At 58.6% G+C, this 18,529-nt stretch carries 10 protein-coding genes; 7 read left to right on the top strand and 3 right to left on the bottom strand.

Going from position 1 to position 18,529, the window contains the following annotated elements; all coding sequences use genetic code 11:
• Positions 1 to 8 precede the first annotated feature (8 nt).
• Entirely contained in the window at positions 9 to 4,598 is a 4,590-nt protein-coding gene (locus ACS13N_RS21625) for an AAA domain-containing protein (RefSeq protein WP_438933651.1), read from the bottom strand.
• A 239-nt stretch (positions 4,599 to 4,837) separates the two neighbouring features.
• On the opposite strand from ACS13N_RS21625, the gene ACS13N_RS21620 reads away from it, so the two are divergent.
• The 4 genes from ACS13N_RS21620 to ACS13N_RS21605 all read left to right on the top strand — a co-directional run bounded on the left by ACS13N_RS21620 (position 4,838) and on the right by ACS13N_RS21605 (position 11,793).
• On the top strand, positions 4,838 to 5,281 hold the full coding sequence (locus ACS13N_RS21620) for a septation protein IspZ (protein ID WP_438933650.1): 444 nt from the start codon (positions 4,838 to 4,840) through the stop codon (positions 5,279 to 5,281).
• Positions 5,282 to 6,311: 1,030 nt separating this feature from the next.
• A complete protein-coding gene (locus ACS13N_RS21615) occupies positions 6,312 to 6,551 on the top strand; it encodes a hypothetical protein (protein ID WP_370407232.1) in 240 nt (79 codons plus the stop codon).
• A 91-nt stretch (positions 6,552 to 6,642) separates the two neighbouring features.
• Positions 6,643 to 9,477, top strand: a complete 2,835-nt coding sequence (locus tag ACS13N_RS21610) for a type VI secretion system Vgr family protein (protein ID WP_438933649.1) — start codon at positions 6,643 to 6,645, stop codon at positions 9,475 to 9,477.
• Positions 9,478 to 9,486: 9 nt separating this feature from the next.
• A complete protein-coding gene (locus ACS13N_RS21605) occupies positions 9,487 to 11,793 on the top strand; it encodes a hypothetical protein (protein ID WP_438933648.1) in 2,307 nt (768 codons plus the stop codon).
• Between the two features lie 6 nt (positions 11,794 to 11,799).
• On the opposite strand, the gene ACS13N_RS21600 is transcribed toward ACS13N_RS21605, so the two are convergent.
• Positions 11,800 to 12,732 carry a formylglycine-generating enzyme family protein gene (locus ACS13N_RS21600; protein WP_438933647.1) on the bottom strand — a complete coding sequence of 311 codons (933 nt, stop codon included), beginning with the start codon at positions 12,730 to 12,732 and terminating at the stop codon, positions 11,800 to 11,802.
• A 448-nt stretch (positions 12,733 to 13,180) separates the two neighbouring features.
• Positions 13,181 to 14,146, bottom strand: coding sequence for a formylglycine-generating enzyme family protein (locus ACS13N_RS21595; protein ID WP_438933646.1), 966 nt, complete (start codon positions 14,144 to 14,146; stop codon positions 13,181 to 13,183).
• Positions 14,147 to 14,868: 722 nt separating this feature from the next.
• On the opposite strand from ACS13N_RS21595, the gene ACS13N_RS21590 reads away from it, so the two are divergent.
• The 3 genes from ACS13N_RS21590 to ACS13N_RS21580 all read left to right on the top strand — a co-directional run bounded on the left by ACS13N_RS21590 (position 14,869) and on the right by ACS13N_RS21580 (position 18,529).
• Positions 14,869 to 16,743, top strand: coding sequence for a hypothetical protein (locus ACS13N_RS21590; protein ID WP_438933645.1), 1,875 nt, complete (start codon positions 14,869 to 14,871; stop codon positions 16,741 to 16,743).
• A 228-nt stretch (positions 16,744 to 16,971) separates the two neighbouring features.
• On the top strand, positions 16,972 to 18,063 hold the full coding sequence (locus ACS13N_RS21585) for an ABC-three component system protein (protein ID WP_438933644.1): 1,092 nt from the start codon (positions 16,972 to 16,974) through the stop codon (positions 18,061 to 18,063).
• The gene (locus ACS13N_RS21580) at positions 18,053 to 18,529 is read left to right on the top strand and encodes a three component ABC system middle component (RefSeq protein ID WP_438933643.1); all 477 of its coding nucleotides are present in this window, start codon (positions 18,053 to 18,055) and stop codon (positions 18,527 to 18,529) included. The genes ACS13N_RS21585 and ACS13N_RS21580 overlap by 11 nt, the downstream gene beginning before the upstream one ends.

Raw genomic sequence — 18,529 nt, 5'->3', positions numbered from 1 at the left:
CCTCGCCTTTATTGTTGCTGCTCCAAGACACTTACCTTGGCTGCGGCAATGGCAGCCTCAACAACGCCATCAATCGCGTCTGGCGTTGTTCCGACAGCTGGCGGCATCCATGTTCGAGATTCCACCAGGTGGGGCAGCGCAGCTACTGCGCCAATGGGCTCGATACCCATCGCTGTCAACCGCTCGACCAACTCCTCGAAGACCTCGTTTTTGCGTAAGCACCAGGTCGAGGCAAAGCATCGCCAGAACGTCCAGCCCGCGCGCTCGAGAATGCGCTGGCGGTTCATGTCACTCTGCCATCGGTCAGCCCCGTGGTACGCATCTCCGTCACATTCCACCGCGAGGCGCGCGTCATTGGCACCTTCCACCACCATATCCAACCTGTACGCCCCACTCTTCACCTGAGGGATGACGCGGTAGCCACGCTGGACGAGCATCGTGAATACCTCCCGCTCAAATCCAGATTCACACAGCTTGATGAGGCCATCCTGGGCGTCGACGTCTAGCGTGACCTTTGGCTTGCTGAAGTGCTCGAGCAAGGTCATGCGGATGTCCTTGTCCGAAACCTGCTCGGCGGTGACGGAGCGAACCAGATACATGCGGTCACGCGCGCGACTGGCTGCCACGTTGAAGCGCTGGTCGTATGCATTGCCAGAGAGGGGGTGGCAGCGCTCAGGGTCGGCCACCATGGATAAGAACATGATGTCGCGTTCGCTGCCCTGGAAGGTGCGTGCATCCCCGCAATCAAACTCGCAACGTAGTAACTCCGAGGCGGAACACCGCTCCCGCACCAAAGTGTCGATGTACTTGGCCTGCTCCATTCCCAAGAGCGATACCACGCCAATAGTGCGTCCTGCGTAGCGGTCATCCTCCAAGATGGCGCTGATTTCCGCGGCGATAGCCTCTGCCTCTAGTCGGTTGCAGTCGTGCCTGTCCCGCATGCCGCCCGGCACATGGATGTCGATGAGCGGTGGGTCGAGGCGTTCAGACGCCAGAGGGATACGCAACGGCTGGATGGCACCCTTATAGAACTGGTTGGAGTACGCGATGATGGGCGGCACACAGCGGAAATGCTCGCGCAGCATGACTTGGTCGGCAGCGAAAACCCGGGCGGCCAAGTCATAGAGGGATTTTTCCGGAGTCATATCCTGACCATATGGTTGGTCGCCAAGGAAGCGCGTACGCAATTCGTCAATCTCAGCGCTGGAGACGAAGCTCCCATCCGGTGAGACTTGCTTGTCGTCGCCTACCACCAGAATTTTCTTCGCACGCACGATAGCCGGCAGCGCCCACAGGTCCGACTGTGAGGCCTCGTCGACTATGACTAAGTCGAAGGCGCCGATGTCCGGTGGCATCGACTCCGAAATCTTGGCGTGGCTCATAATCCAGCACGGCACTGCGCCCGCGGCATCCAGCATCGACTGTTGAGCGTCTCTCCGGTAGCGCACAGCGTTCGGCCCCGTCCCCTTACCGATGCGCCGAATGGCCGTCGCGTAGCCAGCGAGCGCTTGCAGGACCTTTGGGCTGGCATTGTTTTTTGTCGCAAGCCAAGCAGCCTTGCCCACGACCTCCTTATACATCTGCGCCAGTGCCGCTTCGAGGTCGGTGCGCCGCGCGTTGAGCTCCACTAGCTCTTTGCGTGCTTCAATCTTGTCGAGATGGGAGCGCATACGGGCCCAGTTCCAAGCCTCTCTCCAGGAGGCCGGAAAAGCCGAATCCTCGGCCCCATTGGCCACTGGCACGTGCGACACTCTTCCAGCGATGTTTACGCCGCCAGCCGAGTAGAGCCGCGCAGCAAACTCCTTCACCCGGCCAATGACGGGTGCCAGTCCGCACACTCGGCGCAGTTCCACCATGAGCTCGGTGTAATCGGCAGCGACTCGGGCACTTTCCTTCGTCGAATTGCCCAGCGACTGGTCGACGAAGTCCCGCAGCCTCTGTGTGATGGGCCCACTCTTGCCGGCCAGCCGCTCGTGCAGTTGGCTGAAGGCGACGGAAGCTTCTGCCAGTTCCGCTCGCGTCAGGTGCTGAATGAGGTAACCACGCACAACTTCATAGTCATCATGGCTTCCACACGCCAGATTTGCGGGCGCTCGGGCAAACACGGCCTCGCCGGCACGGTGCAGCATCGCATCGAACTTGGTCGCCAGGTTGTGCGCTTTCTTGGCAGCAACGGTGACCCGCTCTAGCATGCGCAGCTGAGCGACCCCGCCCAGCAGGCTTGGAAGCTCAAGGACTTCCGCGACTGGATTCCACCGGCTGGAGAACGACAAGACCTGCTCATGCAGTTTCAGGTAGGACTGAACATGCTGCCAGTCGTCGCTGGAGGCTGGTGTTAGGCCATTTACCTTGACTTTGGCAACATGGTCCTTTGCCTCACCGGCGCCAATGGCCATAAAGCCGAATGGTTTGCCGGTTGCAGCAGCGCGCCCGACGGCTTCGACTGTCTTGGGATGGGCCAGAGCTTCCGAGGGGAAATCTACGGGCCGCTTCATAAAGGCCGAGCGCGCTTCGACGAGACGAGTCGCATCATCGAATAGCGCCACCAGCGCATCGACCTCGGTGGCATACGAGGGTTGCGCACACTTGCGGCGAAGCGCTTCTGGCCAATCGGTTTCCACGTCCGCTAGCGCTTTCAGCTCTGCCTGAGCGTCTCCAAGCTGGGCGAGCAAGGTGCGCGCGGACTGCAATACCTCGGGAGTCAGAGCTCGAAGCGGTGGAAGTTGGCCCGACTGAGTCGCCTCATCGAGCGACTTTAGCTTGCACAGCAGCGTGTGCAACTGAGCAACATTGGCTGGCTGAGGCAGCTCATCCGGGCTTGGGAGTTCCGCAGCCAAATAGGCGAGGTCCTCTCCCAAATTCCGCCGGTCTTCGCGCAGGCGGACGCCCTCCTCAGTAGATAGAGGGGGCGCGTGCTGCGCGTCCAGCGACAATTCGTCGTCGAACCAAGCATATTGAGGCGCACCTTTGACGACGAGTTGGGCCAGTTCTTCCGCCCTGTAGCTCGCTCCATCGACAGGGGTCTCGGCCAACTGCTGCATAGCGATTTCATCGACGCGGCGGTCAATGTTCACCAGCTCATGGTGCGTGCGGTCAATTGCCCGATGAAGCCGGTCAATTTCATCGCGCGTCGCTTCCGGATTGAGCTGGGATACCTGATGCTGGATGGCCTCGATTGAGGCCTGGAACTGGCGGATACCATCTCGGTCTCCTGCCAGCAGGGCGACCGTCAACGGCTGGACCTCCTTGGGAATCTTCCCTTGCAACACTTCCAGGGCTGGCTCACCCTTGGACGTCACCAGAACCCGCTTTCCCGTAGCGAGATAGTGGCAAATAATGTTCGCGATAGTGTGAGTCTTGCCCGTGCCCGGCGGCCCTTGCACCGTCACGCCGGCGGCGCGTTCTAGGCGCTGCACGATGGTGACCTGCTCCTGGTTGTACGGCAGCGGGAAGTACAGCTCCTTGGTTTCGCCGCCCCCATTACTGCCGCTGGCACCACGGCCAGAAAGGCCGCGGAAGTTTACTGCCTCGTATTCGAGGGAAATATCCGATGGCGGCGTCACCAGCGCTAGCGGGCCATCGGGAATCTCGCAGCCTGCTTCCAACTGGCCGCGGATGTTCTTCAAATCGGCAACTAGGTAGTTGCTCGACTTCGGGCGCGTGAAGACGACCCATGAGTCCGTGACCACCAACTGTTCCCCTGCGGCGGGCGCGTCTTGGCCGCGGGCAAGCACTTCCACATAGGTGCCCTTGCTGTCCAGATTGCGGGCAACCAGTTTGAGTACATCGGCGTAGCTCGATGGAGAGAAAGGCGATACCGGCGTCTCCTTATGCTGGGAGAGATGCTCAAGCATCGCTTTTTCGCACTCGGAAGCGCCATGCGTGCCGCACGCGACGAACCCATCCATTTCACAACCCGGCTCAGTGGCGCGCGGGCGCACCTCCAAGGACATAGATTCTGTGTCCAGGGAGATTTCAAGCGGTTGGGTCAACAACGGGTAGTGGAAATCGAAAGGTTTCCCTTCGTAGCTGAGTTTCCAACTTGCCACGCCCAGGCCCCAGACGAATTCGACAGGGTTCGCTGTCTGCTCGGCATGCAACTGGTGCCGCAGGGCAAATAGGTCGCCGTATAGGTAGATGGTCTTGCGCCGGGGTTTCTCGCGCGCGGCCCACTCCTGCCATTGGTTGATATAGGCGACTAGGGCAACCTCCGCTTCTGAACGGATGCGCTCCTCCAGCGCAGGGTGCTCTAGGTCTGGTACCTCTTTCTTGGCTCTTTGAATCCAGCTCGTCAGAGCGCCTTCGTCGAGCTGTGGTGGCTTTCCGTTAGGGTCCGCGTCAACTCGGAAGACCTTTCCGAATTTTTCAAAGTCGGGCTCCGGCGGCGCGATTTCCTCCAGACGGTCGACCTTCATCCATACGTGGTCACCTTCTTCCTGGACATCGAAGGACACGCCTGGCAAGTTGGCGAGGTCCTTGGGAAAGAGCCGCGGAAGGGCCGATTTCCCAACGTGAAACGCCCGTGGGTCTACATCTTTGAGTTGCTCTTCGATGTAGACAAACAATCGATGCAACAGCTCACGCGGCGAAGGGGACATGTGTTACCTCAAATGCATTACGTATTTGCCATCGCGGCCGGAGCAGCTCGTTGGCACCACAGGATGCGTATTTGACCAACAACCGGCAGGGTACTCAAGACGCATGGGATGAGCCATTTTGGACGATTACCGACTAATGCACCATCCACTGGGACCACCCCCTATTTGGGAGGGGCAAGGTCGTTCGACAGTCGTGCGGCGTTAGTCGACAATTGGCGCATCTAATGCTGGAGATGCGCGTGCGTACTTTGACCCTTTTCTTTGGCCTCCTATGGCGAACCGTTACTCTTCAGCTAATCGTGTCGCTGGCCATCCTGGTTCTAATTGGCGCCACGGGCGCCGACGTCTTTCATCGACATGAAAAGTACATCCTACTGAAGCCAACACTCATTTACGGCGCGTTTGCACTTGCGCTTCTTATCGGCTGGCTCGGTCTTCGGGTAAACCTCGTTCGAGCTATTTGGGGCAAGCGATTGAGCCTGTCGGCCCCACAATGGCATCGCTGTGTTGTCGCGCTCTCGGTGTTATTCGTGGGGCTTGCTGCCCTGAACCTTATCGTCGCCTTTACAGCGCCGCTGGAGGTCTGGGTGAATTACAAGCTCTTCGGGGCCTTGGCGATTTTCTGTGCTGGGATTTTTGGCATCACGTTGTGGGTCCAGCGTAGAACGGATGGCAGCGCCTGAGGGAATGCGAAGGCATGCTGCCACCTATCCCACAACGGTATGTTGAGTACGCCATTCTGGAAACTCTGGAACTAACAAGCTGGCGTGCCCCGTGGGGCTCTGCCGTTCGGGCACGAAGAAGAGGCGCGCGTGCGGTGGTCCGTGTACGCAACATAATTTCGACGAACAGCGAAAGGAAAGACTTTGGAATACGCACATGACCCTCGCTCGGGTCGCAACCTAACCGTAGACCAGTTCAAAGACTTGTATGGTCCGAAGCGTGACGCTCGTGCCGGTCTTCGCGTTCGCCCAGTTCTGCACTGCTTGGCTTGCGGCGTCGCTCTGCATACTGTTGCGGAAAACAGCGCGACTGCTGTGCGGACCTGGGGGCATGACCCCAGTCTGGGTACTTACTGCCCCATAAAGACAGAGGGTGGCGAGCGATACGCACTGCTTCCGCCGAAGGATACCGACCCCGCTGCCGGGGCGGCATTGCGAGAGGCGTTCTTCAAGCGCTGGCGGAACCACTGGGGATATGTGCGTGAGATTGCCTCGTTTGCCAATATTTTCACCCTCATCGACTTCCTGAAAGCAGCGGACCGCACACGTTTCTGGGAACAGCGGCACCTTGCGGAGTGGCACCTTCCATACGTCTTCCTGTCGACCTGTGACTTCCCACCACCGACTGGGAAGGCGGCGGCATTTCGAACTGAGTGGCTCCGGTTTCGATTTGACGGGCGATACCGGACTCTCGCAGACCTGTGGATTCACGCGGCACCGGATTTCAGGTTTCTTCGCCTGCGGTACCAAAAGCCCGTGCGTAAGAAGGAACCTGGTCCAGCGAATTTCATTGCGGCAGAGCCGGTCGAGGTGAGTCCCACTTGGATGATGCGTAGCTATCCGCAACCCCTTAAGTTTGCACTCGACGAAATGCAACGCGCGTTTCCACGAGAGCTCGCGCTGGCCGGCTGACGAAGGTGCACACGCGGTCAACTCTATTACATAGACCGATGACAACAAGAGAGTCGTGAACTTCGACCCCGGAGGCACCATGGAACTCGAAGACATCACCCACTGCACTATCGCCATCAATTGCAAAGTGCGTGAGTTCGGTGGCGACTACGATGGCAGGCAAACCAAAATCAAACGCGGTGGCGATGTGTCCGACAACATGGTCGGCGCGTTCGAGATAGAAGAATGGCCGTCCTGTGATTTTTTGCAACACAGGTCTTCAAAACGTTCAATACGAAACAGCCTTAATAGGGATGTTGGCGACACATCAATCCTCTAGTATTTGCAGCGCAAAAATCTTGTGCTGGGCCAGTTTTCGGGCCTTCAACGACCGTACGTAGCCCAGCAGATTCAACACTGTTGGGGACAACATGGTCTCGATGACCGAGCTCGCGAGCTTGCTGCGCGAGAGCTTCACGCAAGTCAATCGGCTGCTGCGTTTGGAAACTCCGCTGGGACCGAGTGCATTGTTGCCCGAGCGCTTGAACGCGACGGAGCGCCTGGATAACGGCGGTTTCCGCCTGGAACTGACTGCGCTGTCGGACGACGCGAACCTCGACGCCTCCAAGCTGTTGGGCCAAGCCGTCCGGTTGGACCTGCTGACGCAGCTGAGCCGCAGCGCGTTGCGCCCCTTCCATGGCCACGTCACCCGTTTCGAACAGGTCGGTGCCAACGGCGGTCTGGCACGTTACCGACTCGTAATCGAACCCTGGCTGGCGTTCTTGCGCTATCGCCAGGACAGTTTCCTATTCCAGGACATGTCGGTCATTGAGGTCATCGACAGCGTGTTCGGCGACTACAGTGGCCAGGGTCGACTGGTACCGGCGTGGCGCTGGTCGCTGCGCGATGCTTCGGTCTATACCCGTCGCAGCGTCATCACGCAGTACGAAGAAAGCGACTTCGATTTCGTCACCCGGCTGTTGGCCGAAGAGGGGTTGTTCTACTACTTCGAGCACGAGGCGGCTGATGGTGAATCACTGGGCGTGCACCGCATGGTCATAGCGGACGCCAATGAGGTCTTCACCGACAACGCTCAGACCTCCATCCGCTTTGGCAGGTCTGATGCCACAGCGAACGAAGACGTCATCGACCGCTGGGCAGAGGTTGCTCGCTGGCAAACCAATGCTGTGTCGCTCTCGAGCGCCGACTACCGTGCCAACACCGTCCGCAAAGCTGAGCTCGGGTCGCCTCAGGATGGCGGCCAGCAAATCACCTTGCAGGACACCGACTACCCGGGTCAATACTGGTTCGAAGACAGCAAGCAGGCCGAGCGCACCGCACGCCTCGTGCTGGAGTCCATCGAAGTTCGCAATGCGCAGACGGACGGTGAAGGCACGGTACGGACTCTAGCGCCGGCAACGACCTTCTCGCTCGTCGACCACTATGGGCATGACGACACCGAGCGATTCGTTGCGCTGGTTGTCATCCATCAGGCACGCAACAATTTCAATGAGCGCTTTGCTCGGGTTCTGGTTGAAGCGTTTGGTGGGAATGCACGCGCCGATACACAGAACCAGGCGTTCTACCGCAACCGGTTCACCGTCATCTCATCCAAGGTGCCGTACCGGCCTCAGTTGCAGGACGAGCACGGTCGGCAATTGCATCCGCGCCCAACGGTAGTTGGCACCCAGACCGCGCTCGTAGTTGGCTCCGGTGGTCCCGTCCACACCGACCGCGACCATCGCATCAAGATTCAATTCCATTGGCAGCGCGGCGCACGCTCTGTGAGCCGACAGGCGCACCCCGCCGGCGAGGACAACGCCCGTGCAGACGCCAGCCTTGGCTGCTGGGTGCGCGTTGCCGCGCCGGTTGCCGGTCCAAACTGGGGCAGTGTCGCCTTACCCCGCGTGGGTCAGGAAGTGCTCCTCGAATTCCCGTATGGGGACATCGACCGGCCGGTTGTCGTGGGCGCCGCCTATAACGGCAGTGGCCAGACCGATGCCCAGTACAACCAGAACCAGGCCGGTGCAGCAGGTGCCACAGGTAACGCGCCAGCTTGGTTTGCCGGGAACGCCCAGAGCCAAGGCCCGTATGCGCACAATGCGGTGCTGTCGGGCATCAAGACCCAGGCGCTGAGCAACAGCCAAGACGGCACTGGCGGCCATAACCAGTTACTGTTCGACGACACGGCCGGCCAGAGTCGCACTCAGCTTGCCACGACGCAAGCGGCGAGCGCACTCACGCTCGGCCACCACAAGGCCCAGAAGGACAACGCTCGCGAAGGTGACCTGGGCCACGGCGCAGCCCTCGAAACGGATGACAGCGGCAGCGTGCGCGCCGGCTCTGGACTGTTGTTGAGCGCGCACTCTGCAGATGTCGGCGCCTCATTCCTGGATAGCGAGGATGCTGCCAATCAAATCGAGGCCAGCAGTGACCTCGCGGAGTCCTTGGCCGATGCTGCGCGGAAGCAAAAAGCGGGGCTGCCTGATGAAACTTCCGCGAAGGACCTTCCGGCGCTCGCACAGCTTCGGCACACCACCGAGGTCTTGCGTCACGCCGAGACCGGTGGCCAAGAAGCCAGCGCTGTCGCATACAGCCAGCCGCACCTGCAGGTGTCGGCCCCGAAGGGCATCCTGGCCACCACACCAGCAGACGCTGTTCTGGTTGCCACAACACAGTTCACGGCCGTCGCCAAACAGGATGCCAACGTCGCCGCAGGCGGCAACCTGGCCATGGCCTCAACGGAAGGCATCAGTCTGTTTGCTCATGGGAAGGCGGTTGGCCAGACGTCTGATGCGACGCCAGGCATCGCTCTGCACGCTGCAACCGGCAAAGTTGGTTTGACGGCGAGCACCGGTGGCGCAGCATTCGCAGCCGAGAAGCAGGTCACCTTCGCGTCGACCCAGGCGAGCGCTACCGTTGAGGCCAAGCGGCACGTTCTGCTTAACGCCGCCGGCGCTCAAATCAAGGTGACGAACGGGACGATTGAGCTGCACGCACCCGGCATGGTGACTTTCAAGGGTGCCAACCACAACCTCATGGGTCCGGCGGGAGCTCAGGTCAACAACACCCTACCCAAAGGGAAGCCGCCCTATGACGAGCAATTCGTGCTGCGGAACAAGGAGACGCAGGAGATTCTGCCCCATCACCCCTATGTCGTTGAGGACGCCAAAGGCAACGTCCTCGCACAGGGCATGACTGATGAGCAGGGGCGTATCTCCCGCGTCTACACAGCCAGTCAAGAAGGCATCAAGGTTCTCTTTTAATCCACCGCCATGGCATTCGAGCGCTCCCCCGTCCCCGCTATCCCGCCGACCGCTACTCCTGCACCTGCCCCCGCGCCGGCCGCCGAGAGCCGTATCGAGCTGGAACGCCCGCCTGTGCGCGGAACAGCGACCACCAATCCAATCAAAGGCAGCAAGGTATTCGTTGACTATGTGCCTGAGCCGTTGCTCATATTCCGGCCCGACACCGGCGAGTTCATGTGCATCCCGTCCAAGGACGTGACGCAGTTCGAGAACGACGCGAACTACCTGGACCATGTCATCGACACGTACCACAAGGCGAACGCCAAGGCGGACGACTTGGCGGAGCAACTGCACAAACTGGACCTCGCACCACAGTCGGGTCAAGCGAAATACACCGAGACTGCGAAGGCCTTGGAGCAGGCGTATGCGGAGGCAAAGGCCGCGCAAGAGAAGCTTCACGGAGCGCTCAAGCCGCTGGGCAAGATGGACAGTGGGCACATGTCGATTGTCGAAATCATCCCCATCTACAACGCGTCTGGCGGACCGGTGCGCAAGTTCCGCAAGTACACCGCGCGCTACGTGCGCTCGGACCGCATCAAGAGCAACTGGGACCGCTACGTCCCGACCGGCTGGGAGAAGCGACAGGGCACGGCGAAGGAAAAGGATTCGGGGCAAAAGTCCTTTATCAAGAAAGAGAATGACCAGTACAAGCTCGACAAGGATGAGTTGAAGAAGGGAGTGTCGACGCTCAAGACCAAGTTCAAAGCCGATTTTCTCAAGCTTGAGACGCACTGCGTCCAGGGAGCTTTGTGGGACTGGGCCGATGGCTGGAATAAGCATCTGAAGTATGACCGCGCGACGAGCAACCCGAACGCGAAGTGGAACAACAACATCGACCTCACAGCGCAAGCACAGGTGATGCGTTATTTCGCTGGCTATGGTCTGGCGACCGAGTGGGACCCGCTCAAGGGCAACTGCGCCCTGAAGGCGAGCGCCCGTGCTGAAGTTGCTATCGCGGAAGCCAAGGCCGTTACGACTATCTATTTCCCTGACCGCGTCGGCTGGGTGTGGAAGCTGACCGACGACCCCAACGACACTTCCACTGCGGTTCGATTTGCTGCGGAGCTTGCGCTGAACGGAATGGTCGGCGCAAGCATCGTCGGCGAAGCCGGCATCGCGGTCGATTGGACAGATGAGAAACGCAAAGAGTTAGGCCTGTTTGGCTCAGCCGCAACGGCGACCCGTAGGCCGCGAAAACTGAACGTCAATCAACAGCCGACCGGCCCGGGGGCCAATGCAAAGCTGGAAGATAACCACCTCGACCCAACTGCCAAAGCTGAGCTGGAGGTGTTTGCCGGAGCCAAAGCAGAGGTGAAGCTATGGGGCGGCCTGCAGTGGTTGAACCCTGAGCAGTTGGGCCTGGGCTATCTGGAATTCGCCAAGGTTACCGACTCTGTGTCCGGTCTGCTTGGCATCGGCGCCGGCTGCATGTTGGAGTTGACTTACGCCTCTGGCAAGTTCCGCTTCCGCATGATGGCGAGTGCGTGTTTGGGATTGGGCGCGAAGGGCAAGCTCGAACTCGAGGTCGACATGGGCCAGATTGCTCAATTCTGGAAGTGGCTGGCGTTTCAGCTCTATCACGCCAACTACAAGCAGCTTAAATTCATCGCGGCAGAAGCTTTCGACGCGATTGTGAAGCTGCAGGTGATGATTGTCGAAGGAACCATCGAGAAAATCGAAGACACCGTCGGCTGGGCCCAAGAGACCATTAATCGCCAATACAAAGAAATCGTGGACAGCTTCGAGCGTGAGGAGCAGCGTGTTCAGTTAATGAACCGCATTCTGAAGAACGCGGGTGACTACCTTCGCTACACCACACCCGAAGCGAGGGGCATCATGCTGTACCAGATGACACGGCACGACTGGAAGATTGATGGCTGGGATGGCCGCAACCATGGCGGCCGTTACTATGGCCGGCGCAAGGACGCCGTGAAGGCGATTCTGAAGGCAGCTCAGACCCGCCGCGACTTCGACAACATCATCCAGCACATGTCGCCGAACGGTTCGAAGTGCACTGATGCGGTGACTGCCGACAACCGCCAACAAGTGCGAGACTTCCTGAACATGGACATTATCGGAACCGCCAAGGACGGGCAGGTGATAGAAGACTTCTACAACAAGCTGCAAGCCTCACTGAAGTCCGAGCCAACTAGAGGGTTTCCGATGTTCAATAACGATTCGCCACAGTACGCCGAGCAGCGTGCTTGGGGCATTGACCACTCCATGCTGGCGGACATCGGCTCGATGCCAATGCCACCCAGTTCGTACGCGTGACAGCAGCTACGGAGTAAGTTGTTTGGCCGCGTTGACCACGCACCGGAAACCAGTTTTCCCTGAACGCTCGGCGAGAACTTCACCGGTATACCGGCTCTTAAACGGCGGCACAACGGGCTCGCTTTTGTGTCGGTACATAGTCGCGGACGATGCATAGTCATCCTCGATGCCCCTAAGCACCTTCTCGGTTCCGGTCGCGGGCCCTTGTGGGTTCTTGCGCGGAGAGTGCTCATAGTAGTCCGGGTCAAACCAGTCGTTCACCCATTCCTGCCCGTGCGCGCCCATGTCATACAGGCCCAGGGGATTCGGTGGGAATTTGCCGATTGGATAGACGGCTGGGGAATCCGCATTCGGCAGCATCTTTTTTCGCTGCTCATAGCTCGCAACGTTGCGCCCCTCCTCGTACTTGCCATTGTCCGTACCGAAGGGGACATACTTGCCACGACTGCGGGCGGCGAACTCCCATTGCGCTTCTGTTGGTAAATCGAAGGGTTGGCCGGTTACGTTCGCAAGCCATCCGCAATAGGCTTTTGCCTCTGGCCAGTTGACGCCAGCAGGCACGTCAGGGACCGTTCTGTATTCCTTATCAAACTTGGCCTGCGCGATATGCGGTTTGCCGACAGCATCGGTATACACGTCAAAGTCGGCGACCGTAACCTTGTACTTCGACATCGAGAAGCTGTCCAACTCGACCTCATGCAGCGGCGTCGCGTGGGCTCGGCCAGGCGCATACGGCATTTTGTCTGGCGTGCTCACCGGGCCAAAATCCCCCATCTTGAACGTGCCACCCTTGACGAAAACGAGATTCGACTTCGTCTTCTGAACTAGGCCTTGGACTTCAGGGCGCGCATCGAGCGCCCACGCATGCGAGCCAACGAGGAGGGCTACGGCGGTCGCCAGTGTGCGGAGAGTCTGGGAAGGGGATGGCAGCCAGGACATTGTGAGCGCGGACGATACAAGCGGAGAACAGCCCATATTATGGAGAGAAACCTGGCCACCGCCCCATCGCGTTACACATATGAAGATTTGACAAAACTTCACCCGGCCGCATCAGTCGCGGGAGCTTTCCTGAAGCCAACCGGTGTCCTGGGCGGCCAAATTTCCGCTGCGGGCACACCGCCCAGGCAAAAGGCGCCTCCATTTGAAGGCCGCTGCGTAGCACAGCGCTCGTCAGTGCGCTTATGACGCCCTTGGGAGCCGCTAAGGACGGCCTAGGACTTCTACAACAAGCTGCAAGCCGCACTGGAGGCTGAGCCGCTCCGAGGATTTCCAATGTTCGACAGCGATTCGCGCAGTACGCTGAGCAGCGTACCTAGGGCATTGAGCACTCCATACTGGCGGACATCGGTTCGATGGCGACGTCGCCCACTTACGCATAGTCGGCTCGTTAGGGTGCAATCTTTGTTGGGGAGTTCACTACGCAGCGGAAACCGGTGGTGGCGTGCCGTTCCGAAAAAACGGTTCCGTCGTCGTTGATGAGAGGTTTCATTTTCGGTGCGGCCTTCTGCCGATACATCGCAACACCGGTCACGTAGTCCCCCTCAATCCCGCGCATTACCTTCTCGGTACCGGAATCAGGACCCAATGGTTTCTTCCGCGGTGAGTCCTCGTAGTAGGTCTCCGAGAACCAGTCATTGACCCAATCGGTACCGTTGCCCGTCATGTCATACAGCCCCAAAGGGTTGCTTGGGAATTTACCGATAGGGTAGACCTTTGGCGCAGATGATTTACCGTCGGACATCAAAGCTTTCCGTTGCGCGTAGCTGACCACATTACGCCCCTCTTCGTACTCTCCGTTGTCCGTTGCGTACGGCACGAGTCGGCCGCGACTGCGCGCAGCGTATTCCCACTGCGCCTCTGTCGGAAGGTCAAATGGCAAACCAGACACCTTGCCGAGCCAACTGCAGTAGTCCTTAGCCTCTTGCCAGTTGACCCCGGCCGGCACGTTAGGAACTCGTCGCAATCGGGCTTCATAAGGCAGCGTGGCGATATGAGGTTTCCCCTCCGCGTCTGAATAGACATCGAAGTCCGCATACGTCACCTTGTACTTGCTGATAGAGAAGCCATCGAGTTCGACCTCATGGACCGGACTTCCATAGCCATAGCTCGGCACGAGAGGCATTTTGTCCGGGGTCGACTCTGGCCCGAAGTCGCCCATCTTGAATGTGCCACCCACGACGAAGACTAGGCTTGCCTTGCTTCTCTGAATCAGCGCGTGAACAGCGGGGCTTGTATCGAGCGCCCATGCATCCGCTCCAGCGATGAAACCAACGGTAAGCGCGAGTGTGCGAAGAGTCTGTAGAGGGATTGGCAGCCAGCGCATTGCAAGTACCCAGGGATAAGCGAAGAACATCCCATATTTTGAGAGAAACTCACCCGCTTCCTCGTTGCGTTACATATATGAGAATTCGGAAAAGTTACCCCCGGCAGCCTCAGTCGCGGAATCTCTGCGAGGATTATGAGCGTTCGCACTTTGCGGAGTCCGAAGAGCGAACTGGGACATCGCTGCGCACGTTCATGCGAGTCGTTCGCGCCGTTGCGCTCCTCACCCATTCCTCCACTGCGACCTGCATGCAGAGCGCAGCATCTAAGACTGTTCAGTAGCACTCTTCGTTCATGGAATCCCGGCTCGTAACTTTTCGCGAAAGGCCGGGGTCTCGGCAGTAACTGCGACACAATGTGTTGTAACGAGCCTCACTTCGCCTTGCCCGAGGATTGTCTCGCTTAAATCAGAATTAATTATTATTTAGTTCAGTGAAATTCCATTTCGCCGAGCTAATACGAGTGAATGGACTGCGGTCGGAGGTCGTTTTTGGCGTGTGAATTCCGCTGAAGAGGAACCCCTCCAAAGTGGGGTGCCGCAAGGGCCGAGGAGAACTTTATAACGTTTCTCTACAAGAATCGCCGGGATGGGCGATAAATTATTTGTTTGCGAAAAATCACGAATATCGGGCGTCGGCCGTGCCACCTTCTTCATGACAAGGGAGGGCAGCCCCGGCCGCACAGATAACCGAATACAACGCCAGCATCGAGTAACCTGGCCAAAATCACAACGACGTCCAGTACCTCGTCTCAATGTCCTCCGTTTTGCATACCGCAGCTGGAAAGAAGCTGTTCGACTCACTGGGCGAACTGCTCGTTGGCAATCATCTTGAACAGCGAGAACTCACTGTTTCCGAAGAGCGCCACGAGCGCTACATGGCGACGTGTTTGGTGACCTGGTGCTTTGACCATGAGCTCACAGAAAACACCGTAGCAGGCAACGCCGCCATTGCTGAGCGACATTTCGGCTACAACGCGTCAGCACTGAACGCCCACGTGTCGGGACTCTGCCGTGAGGCTCACAACAATCGCGACCTGCGCGGCCGTTTCATGCAGCGCATCGATACGGACGACGCGGATTCGTTGGAGCACTCCAGCCAGAACCAACTGGTCCATGATTTCGGTGCCTTCACCGTGCACCGGACTTGTCAGCCATGTAGCGGTGACGGTCGTGTCAGCTGTTCCGGCTGCGGAGGAAACGGAAAGCGCCGCTGCGGGAGTTGCGGTGGCGGCGGCACACATACGCGCATGGTGACGCGCACGCGCTGGAATGGTCGCCATAACGAGTCGTACACCCAATCCGTGACGGAAACGTGCGGAGGATGCGGTGGTTTCGGCAAGGTCGTATGCACAAGTTGCGGCGGGTCCGGGAAACAACGGTGTCGTGCTTGCGATGGGCACGGCCGATTTACCGATACCACGCATGTGAAAGCTATCGCCAAGCCGGCTTGGCATGTGCCTGCGCTTTCAGGGCTCTCTGGTGCTGCGCTAACACACGCACTATGCCGATATGGTCCTCAGCATGCCCGTCGTCTGGTCCCACTCGAGCTAGCCGAAACCGGCTACAACGAAGAGGACAACTGGGTTGTGCATTACGTTGGTGAGGCCGAAGTCGTTGAGCTGGATGTCGGCGTAAAGGCAACGCCGTACACGGTCGCAAGCGTTGGTTCCCGAGCCACTCCGATTCTGACGCCGCCCATTTTTGACCAGCTGCTGGCGACAGAGTTGGCTCATGCAGTCAGCGCCCAAAATACGAAGCGTCTTTCAAGACGGCAAGCACGGCGGCTGTTCGGTGAGTATTGCGCTGTCCCCGTGTTGGATGCTGGGCTCAGGGAGATTGCGCAACTGCCTAAAGACCGGTTGGGTGACAGTGGCGCTGCTCTCCAGAAGGTCGCCGGAGGCTTCATCTCTGCCGATACGTCGGCAGCCATTGGAAAGTCCATCCGAAAGGTCCTGGACAAGGTCTCTCCGGCGAACTCCAAGGTTGCCTGGGGTCTAGTCGTCGCAGCGCCCATTGCCCTGGGCTTTGCATTCGGCGCCGACTCCTTTTATATGCGAAACACCCTGACCGCCGGCAGCATCATCGGCGGCATCATGCTTGGGGTCATCGCTGCGGTGCTTGGAACGCTCATCGTTTCGCCGGCCGCATGGGCGCTCAGTGCGAGTGTGAGCGCTGTCGCGCGCAGACGTGTCCCCAAGTCATACCGCCAGCGCGGTCAAAACTGGGCGCCGTTAAAGGCAGCGTGCCTGAGCGGAGCGGTAGCAGGCATGCTCGGCGCGGGATATGGGGTTCTTGGCACATATCAATGGGCGCCTCGCGTTCGTGATGCGGCGGCCCCGACGGCGAATTGGCTCGTCCACAATGTGCAACCCAGTTCGCCACTTCATATTCTTGGGACCTACTGGCTCCCTCCCGTGGTCGCCGCAATGCCGGTCGTACACCAAACAGAAGCAGAGATGTACCGCGACGTACAGCGGTTACTCATTACGCGTGGCTATCTCAGGGGGCAGGCAGATGGCAATCCTGGTCCGCGGACACAGGCCGCCATCACCAGATACCGTGAAAGGCAACACATCTATGGGCCGCTGTCGACCGAGCAGCTTTTGGCTCATCTGCGCACTCATTGAAGCCAAAGAATTGTGCGGTCTCGAATCAAGCTCCGCTTCTACGCATTAGTGCGTGCGGAAACATGATTTGCCCCGGGCAGTGCGCAATAGCTATATGCGGTGTAGGTTAGTGAGGTCTATATGAAAAAAGGAAGGAAAAAGACGACTGCTCCCGGGCAAGCATATGGATACCTCGTACAGGTGGTGCGTGTGTTGTGGCACCTCCTTCGGGCCCAAGGCGACGACGTCGTGGCTTTTGAAACTTTAGGGGATGTGGCGGTCGAGGGCGGCAAGAGCACACTTGCAGAAGAAGACAAGAGCGGCCTCTCCCACAATCCAATCGCGAACAGCTCTCCGTCACTCTGGAAGACCTTCGCAAACTGGGCTGATGCGCGTCGAGATGGTGTCCTGCCGGCTTCGTGCAAGTACATCCTGTACGTCGCTCAACCATATGACGGAGATTTTGTTCAGAAACTCAGCGACTGCCATAGCTATCCGGAAGCACAGCGGTTGGTCGGCAAGCTCCGTAGAGAAATGCTTCCTACCGAAACCTCTGGCGGCGAGACCGACAACATTGGAGCGACATTGCAGACCCAGCTCCTTAGGTTGTTTGCCCACAGCGATAGCGCTATTGCGAATATTGTTGTCGACTTCACTCTGGAGAAGACCCCCACATCTCCGATAGATGAAGTTCGTGGAGAAATCGCTCGTAGTGAAGATGACGAGCATGTTAACGAGATAGTCGAGAGTCTGCTTGGTTGGGTCAATGCGCAGTTGATGACGCATATCAAGAACGGTGTGCCAGCGCGAATCGCGTACAGCGATTTTCGGAGAAGGCGACTGGCTGTCACAAAGCGCGTTACAGGTAACCTCAAAGCGTTTCCGGAATCCGAGCTCGTGGTTACCCAGGCGCAGATTGCAGCCGAGTTCACAGGAAGCATCTATGTGCGCCAGCTACATCTGCTTAACCTGAAGAACGATGACATTGCGGCCCACATCAGCGATTTCCTCCGCGCGTCAGCGCAGAGGACGGAGTTAAGCGATGCTGGCTACTTAAACAGAACCAGTTTCGGCAGGTATGAGCGCGACTTGGTGGAGCGGTGGAACATCAGTCGCCAAGAAATCGAATACAGCTCGTCAAGTAAATCGGCTATTAAACGTGGCATCGACATCCTATTTCGTTGCCTAAAAGAAGACGCTCAACTGCAAGCTCTATCTTTGCCACGCTATTTCATACGCGGTAGCTTCCATTCGATTGCAAACGAGCCACGGATAGGCTGGCACCCAGACTGGAAGAAACTTCTTGGTGTCGACGAAAAGGAATCTGGCCATGCTGCTTGATGAAGTGGAGCAAGTTCAAAATCCTGGCCTTGGCGCTGCCCTAATTTGGCGATTCACCTGCGGATATTCAGAAGGCAGCGGAGGAGATGCGATGCCACTGCCCTACGCATACCTGGTCATCCCGTTCCTGTTCCAAAAAAGTGTACTTGACGCCGTCGCGTCAACCAAGAGCGGGTTACGCAAGGTGGAGGAAAAGCTAAGTGGCAACACTGCGCTGCTGGCTTCCGTGCAAGACACTGCTGACGCCATGCGGGAACTGTCGCGGGACTCAATCGCGCTCGCGCTTCGCGCTGGGCTGATATTCGTGGATACCGCCGATGCTACCGTGCGCGCACGCAGCGTGACGCCCCCAGGGCTCGACGATGCTGTGGCTGCACATTTGCTAAAAGCTGCGGACAAGCTAGGCAGGTGGGCAGCCGGAGTATCGCTTCGAGAGTTTTGCTTCATCTTCCATGTGGAGCTTTAA

This window comes from Ralstonia sp. 24A2, from assembly GCF_051783885.1.
Lineage (GTDB): Bacteria > Pseudomonadota > Gammaproteobacteria > Burkholderiales > Burkholderiaceae > Ralstonia.
This window is presented reverse-complemented; position numbering and strand designations above follow the sequence as displayed.

Coding starts and splice junctions, on each gene's coding strand:
- ACS13N_RS21615 (WP_370407232.1), top strand. CDS start 6,312: ATGGAACTCGAAGACATCACCCACTGCACTATCGCCATCAATTGCAAA.
- ACS13N_RS21595 (WP_438933646.1), bottom strand. CDS start 14,146: ATGTTCTTCGCTTATCCCTGGGTACTTGCAATGCGCTGGCTGCCAATC.
- ACS13N_RS21580 (WP_438933643.1), top strand. CDS start 18,053: ATGCTGCTTGATGAAGTGGAGCAAGTTCAAAATCCTGGCCTTGGCGCT.
- ACS13N_RS21590 (WP_438933645.1), top strand. CDS start 14,869: ATGTCCTCCGTTTTGCATACCGCAGCTGGAAAGAAGCTGTTCGACTCA.
- ACS13N_RS21625 (WP_438933651.1), bottom strand. CDS start 4,598: ATGTCCCCTTCGCCGCGTGAGCTGTTGCATCGATTGTTTGTCTACATC.
- ACS13N_RS21610 (WP_438933649.1), top strand. CDS start 6,643: ATGGTCTCGATGACCGAGCTCGCGAGCTTGCTGCGCGAGAGCTTCACG.
- ACS13N_RS21600 (WP_438933647.1), bottom strand. CDS start 12,732: ATGTCCTGGCTGCCATCCCCTTCCCAGACTCTCCGCACACTGGCGACC.
- ACS13N_RS21605 (WP_438933648.1), top strand. CDS start 9,487: ATGGCATTCGAGCGCTCCCCCGTCCCCGCTATCCCGCCGACCGCTACT.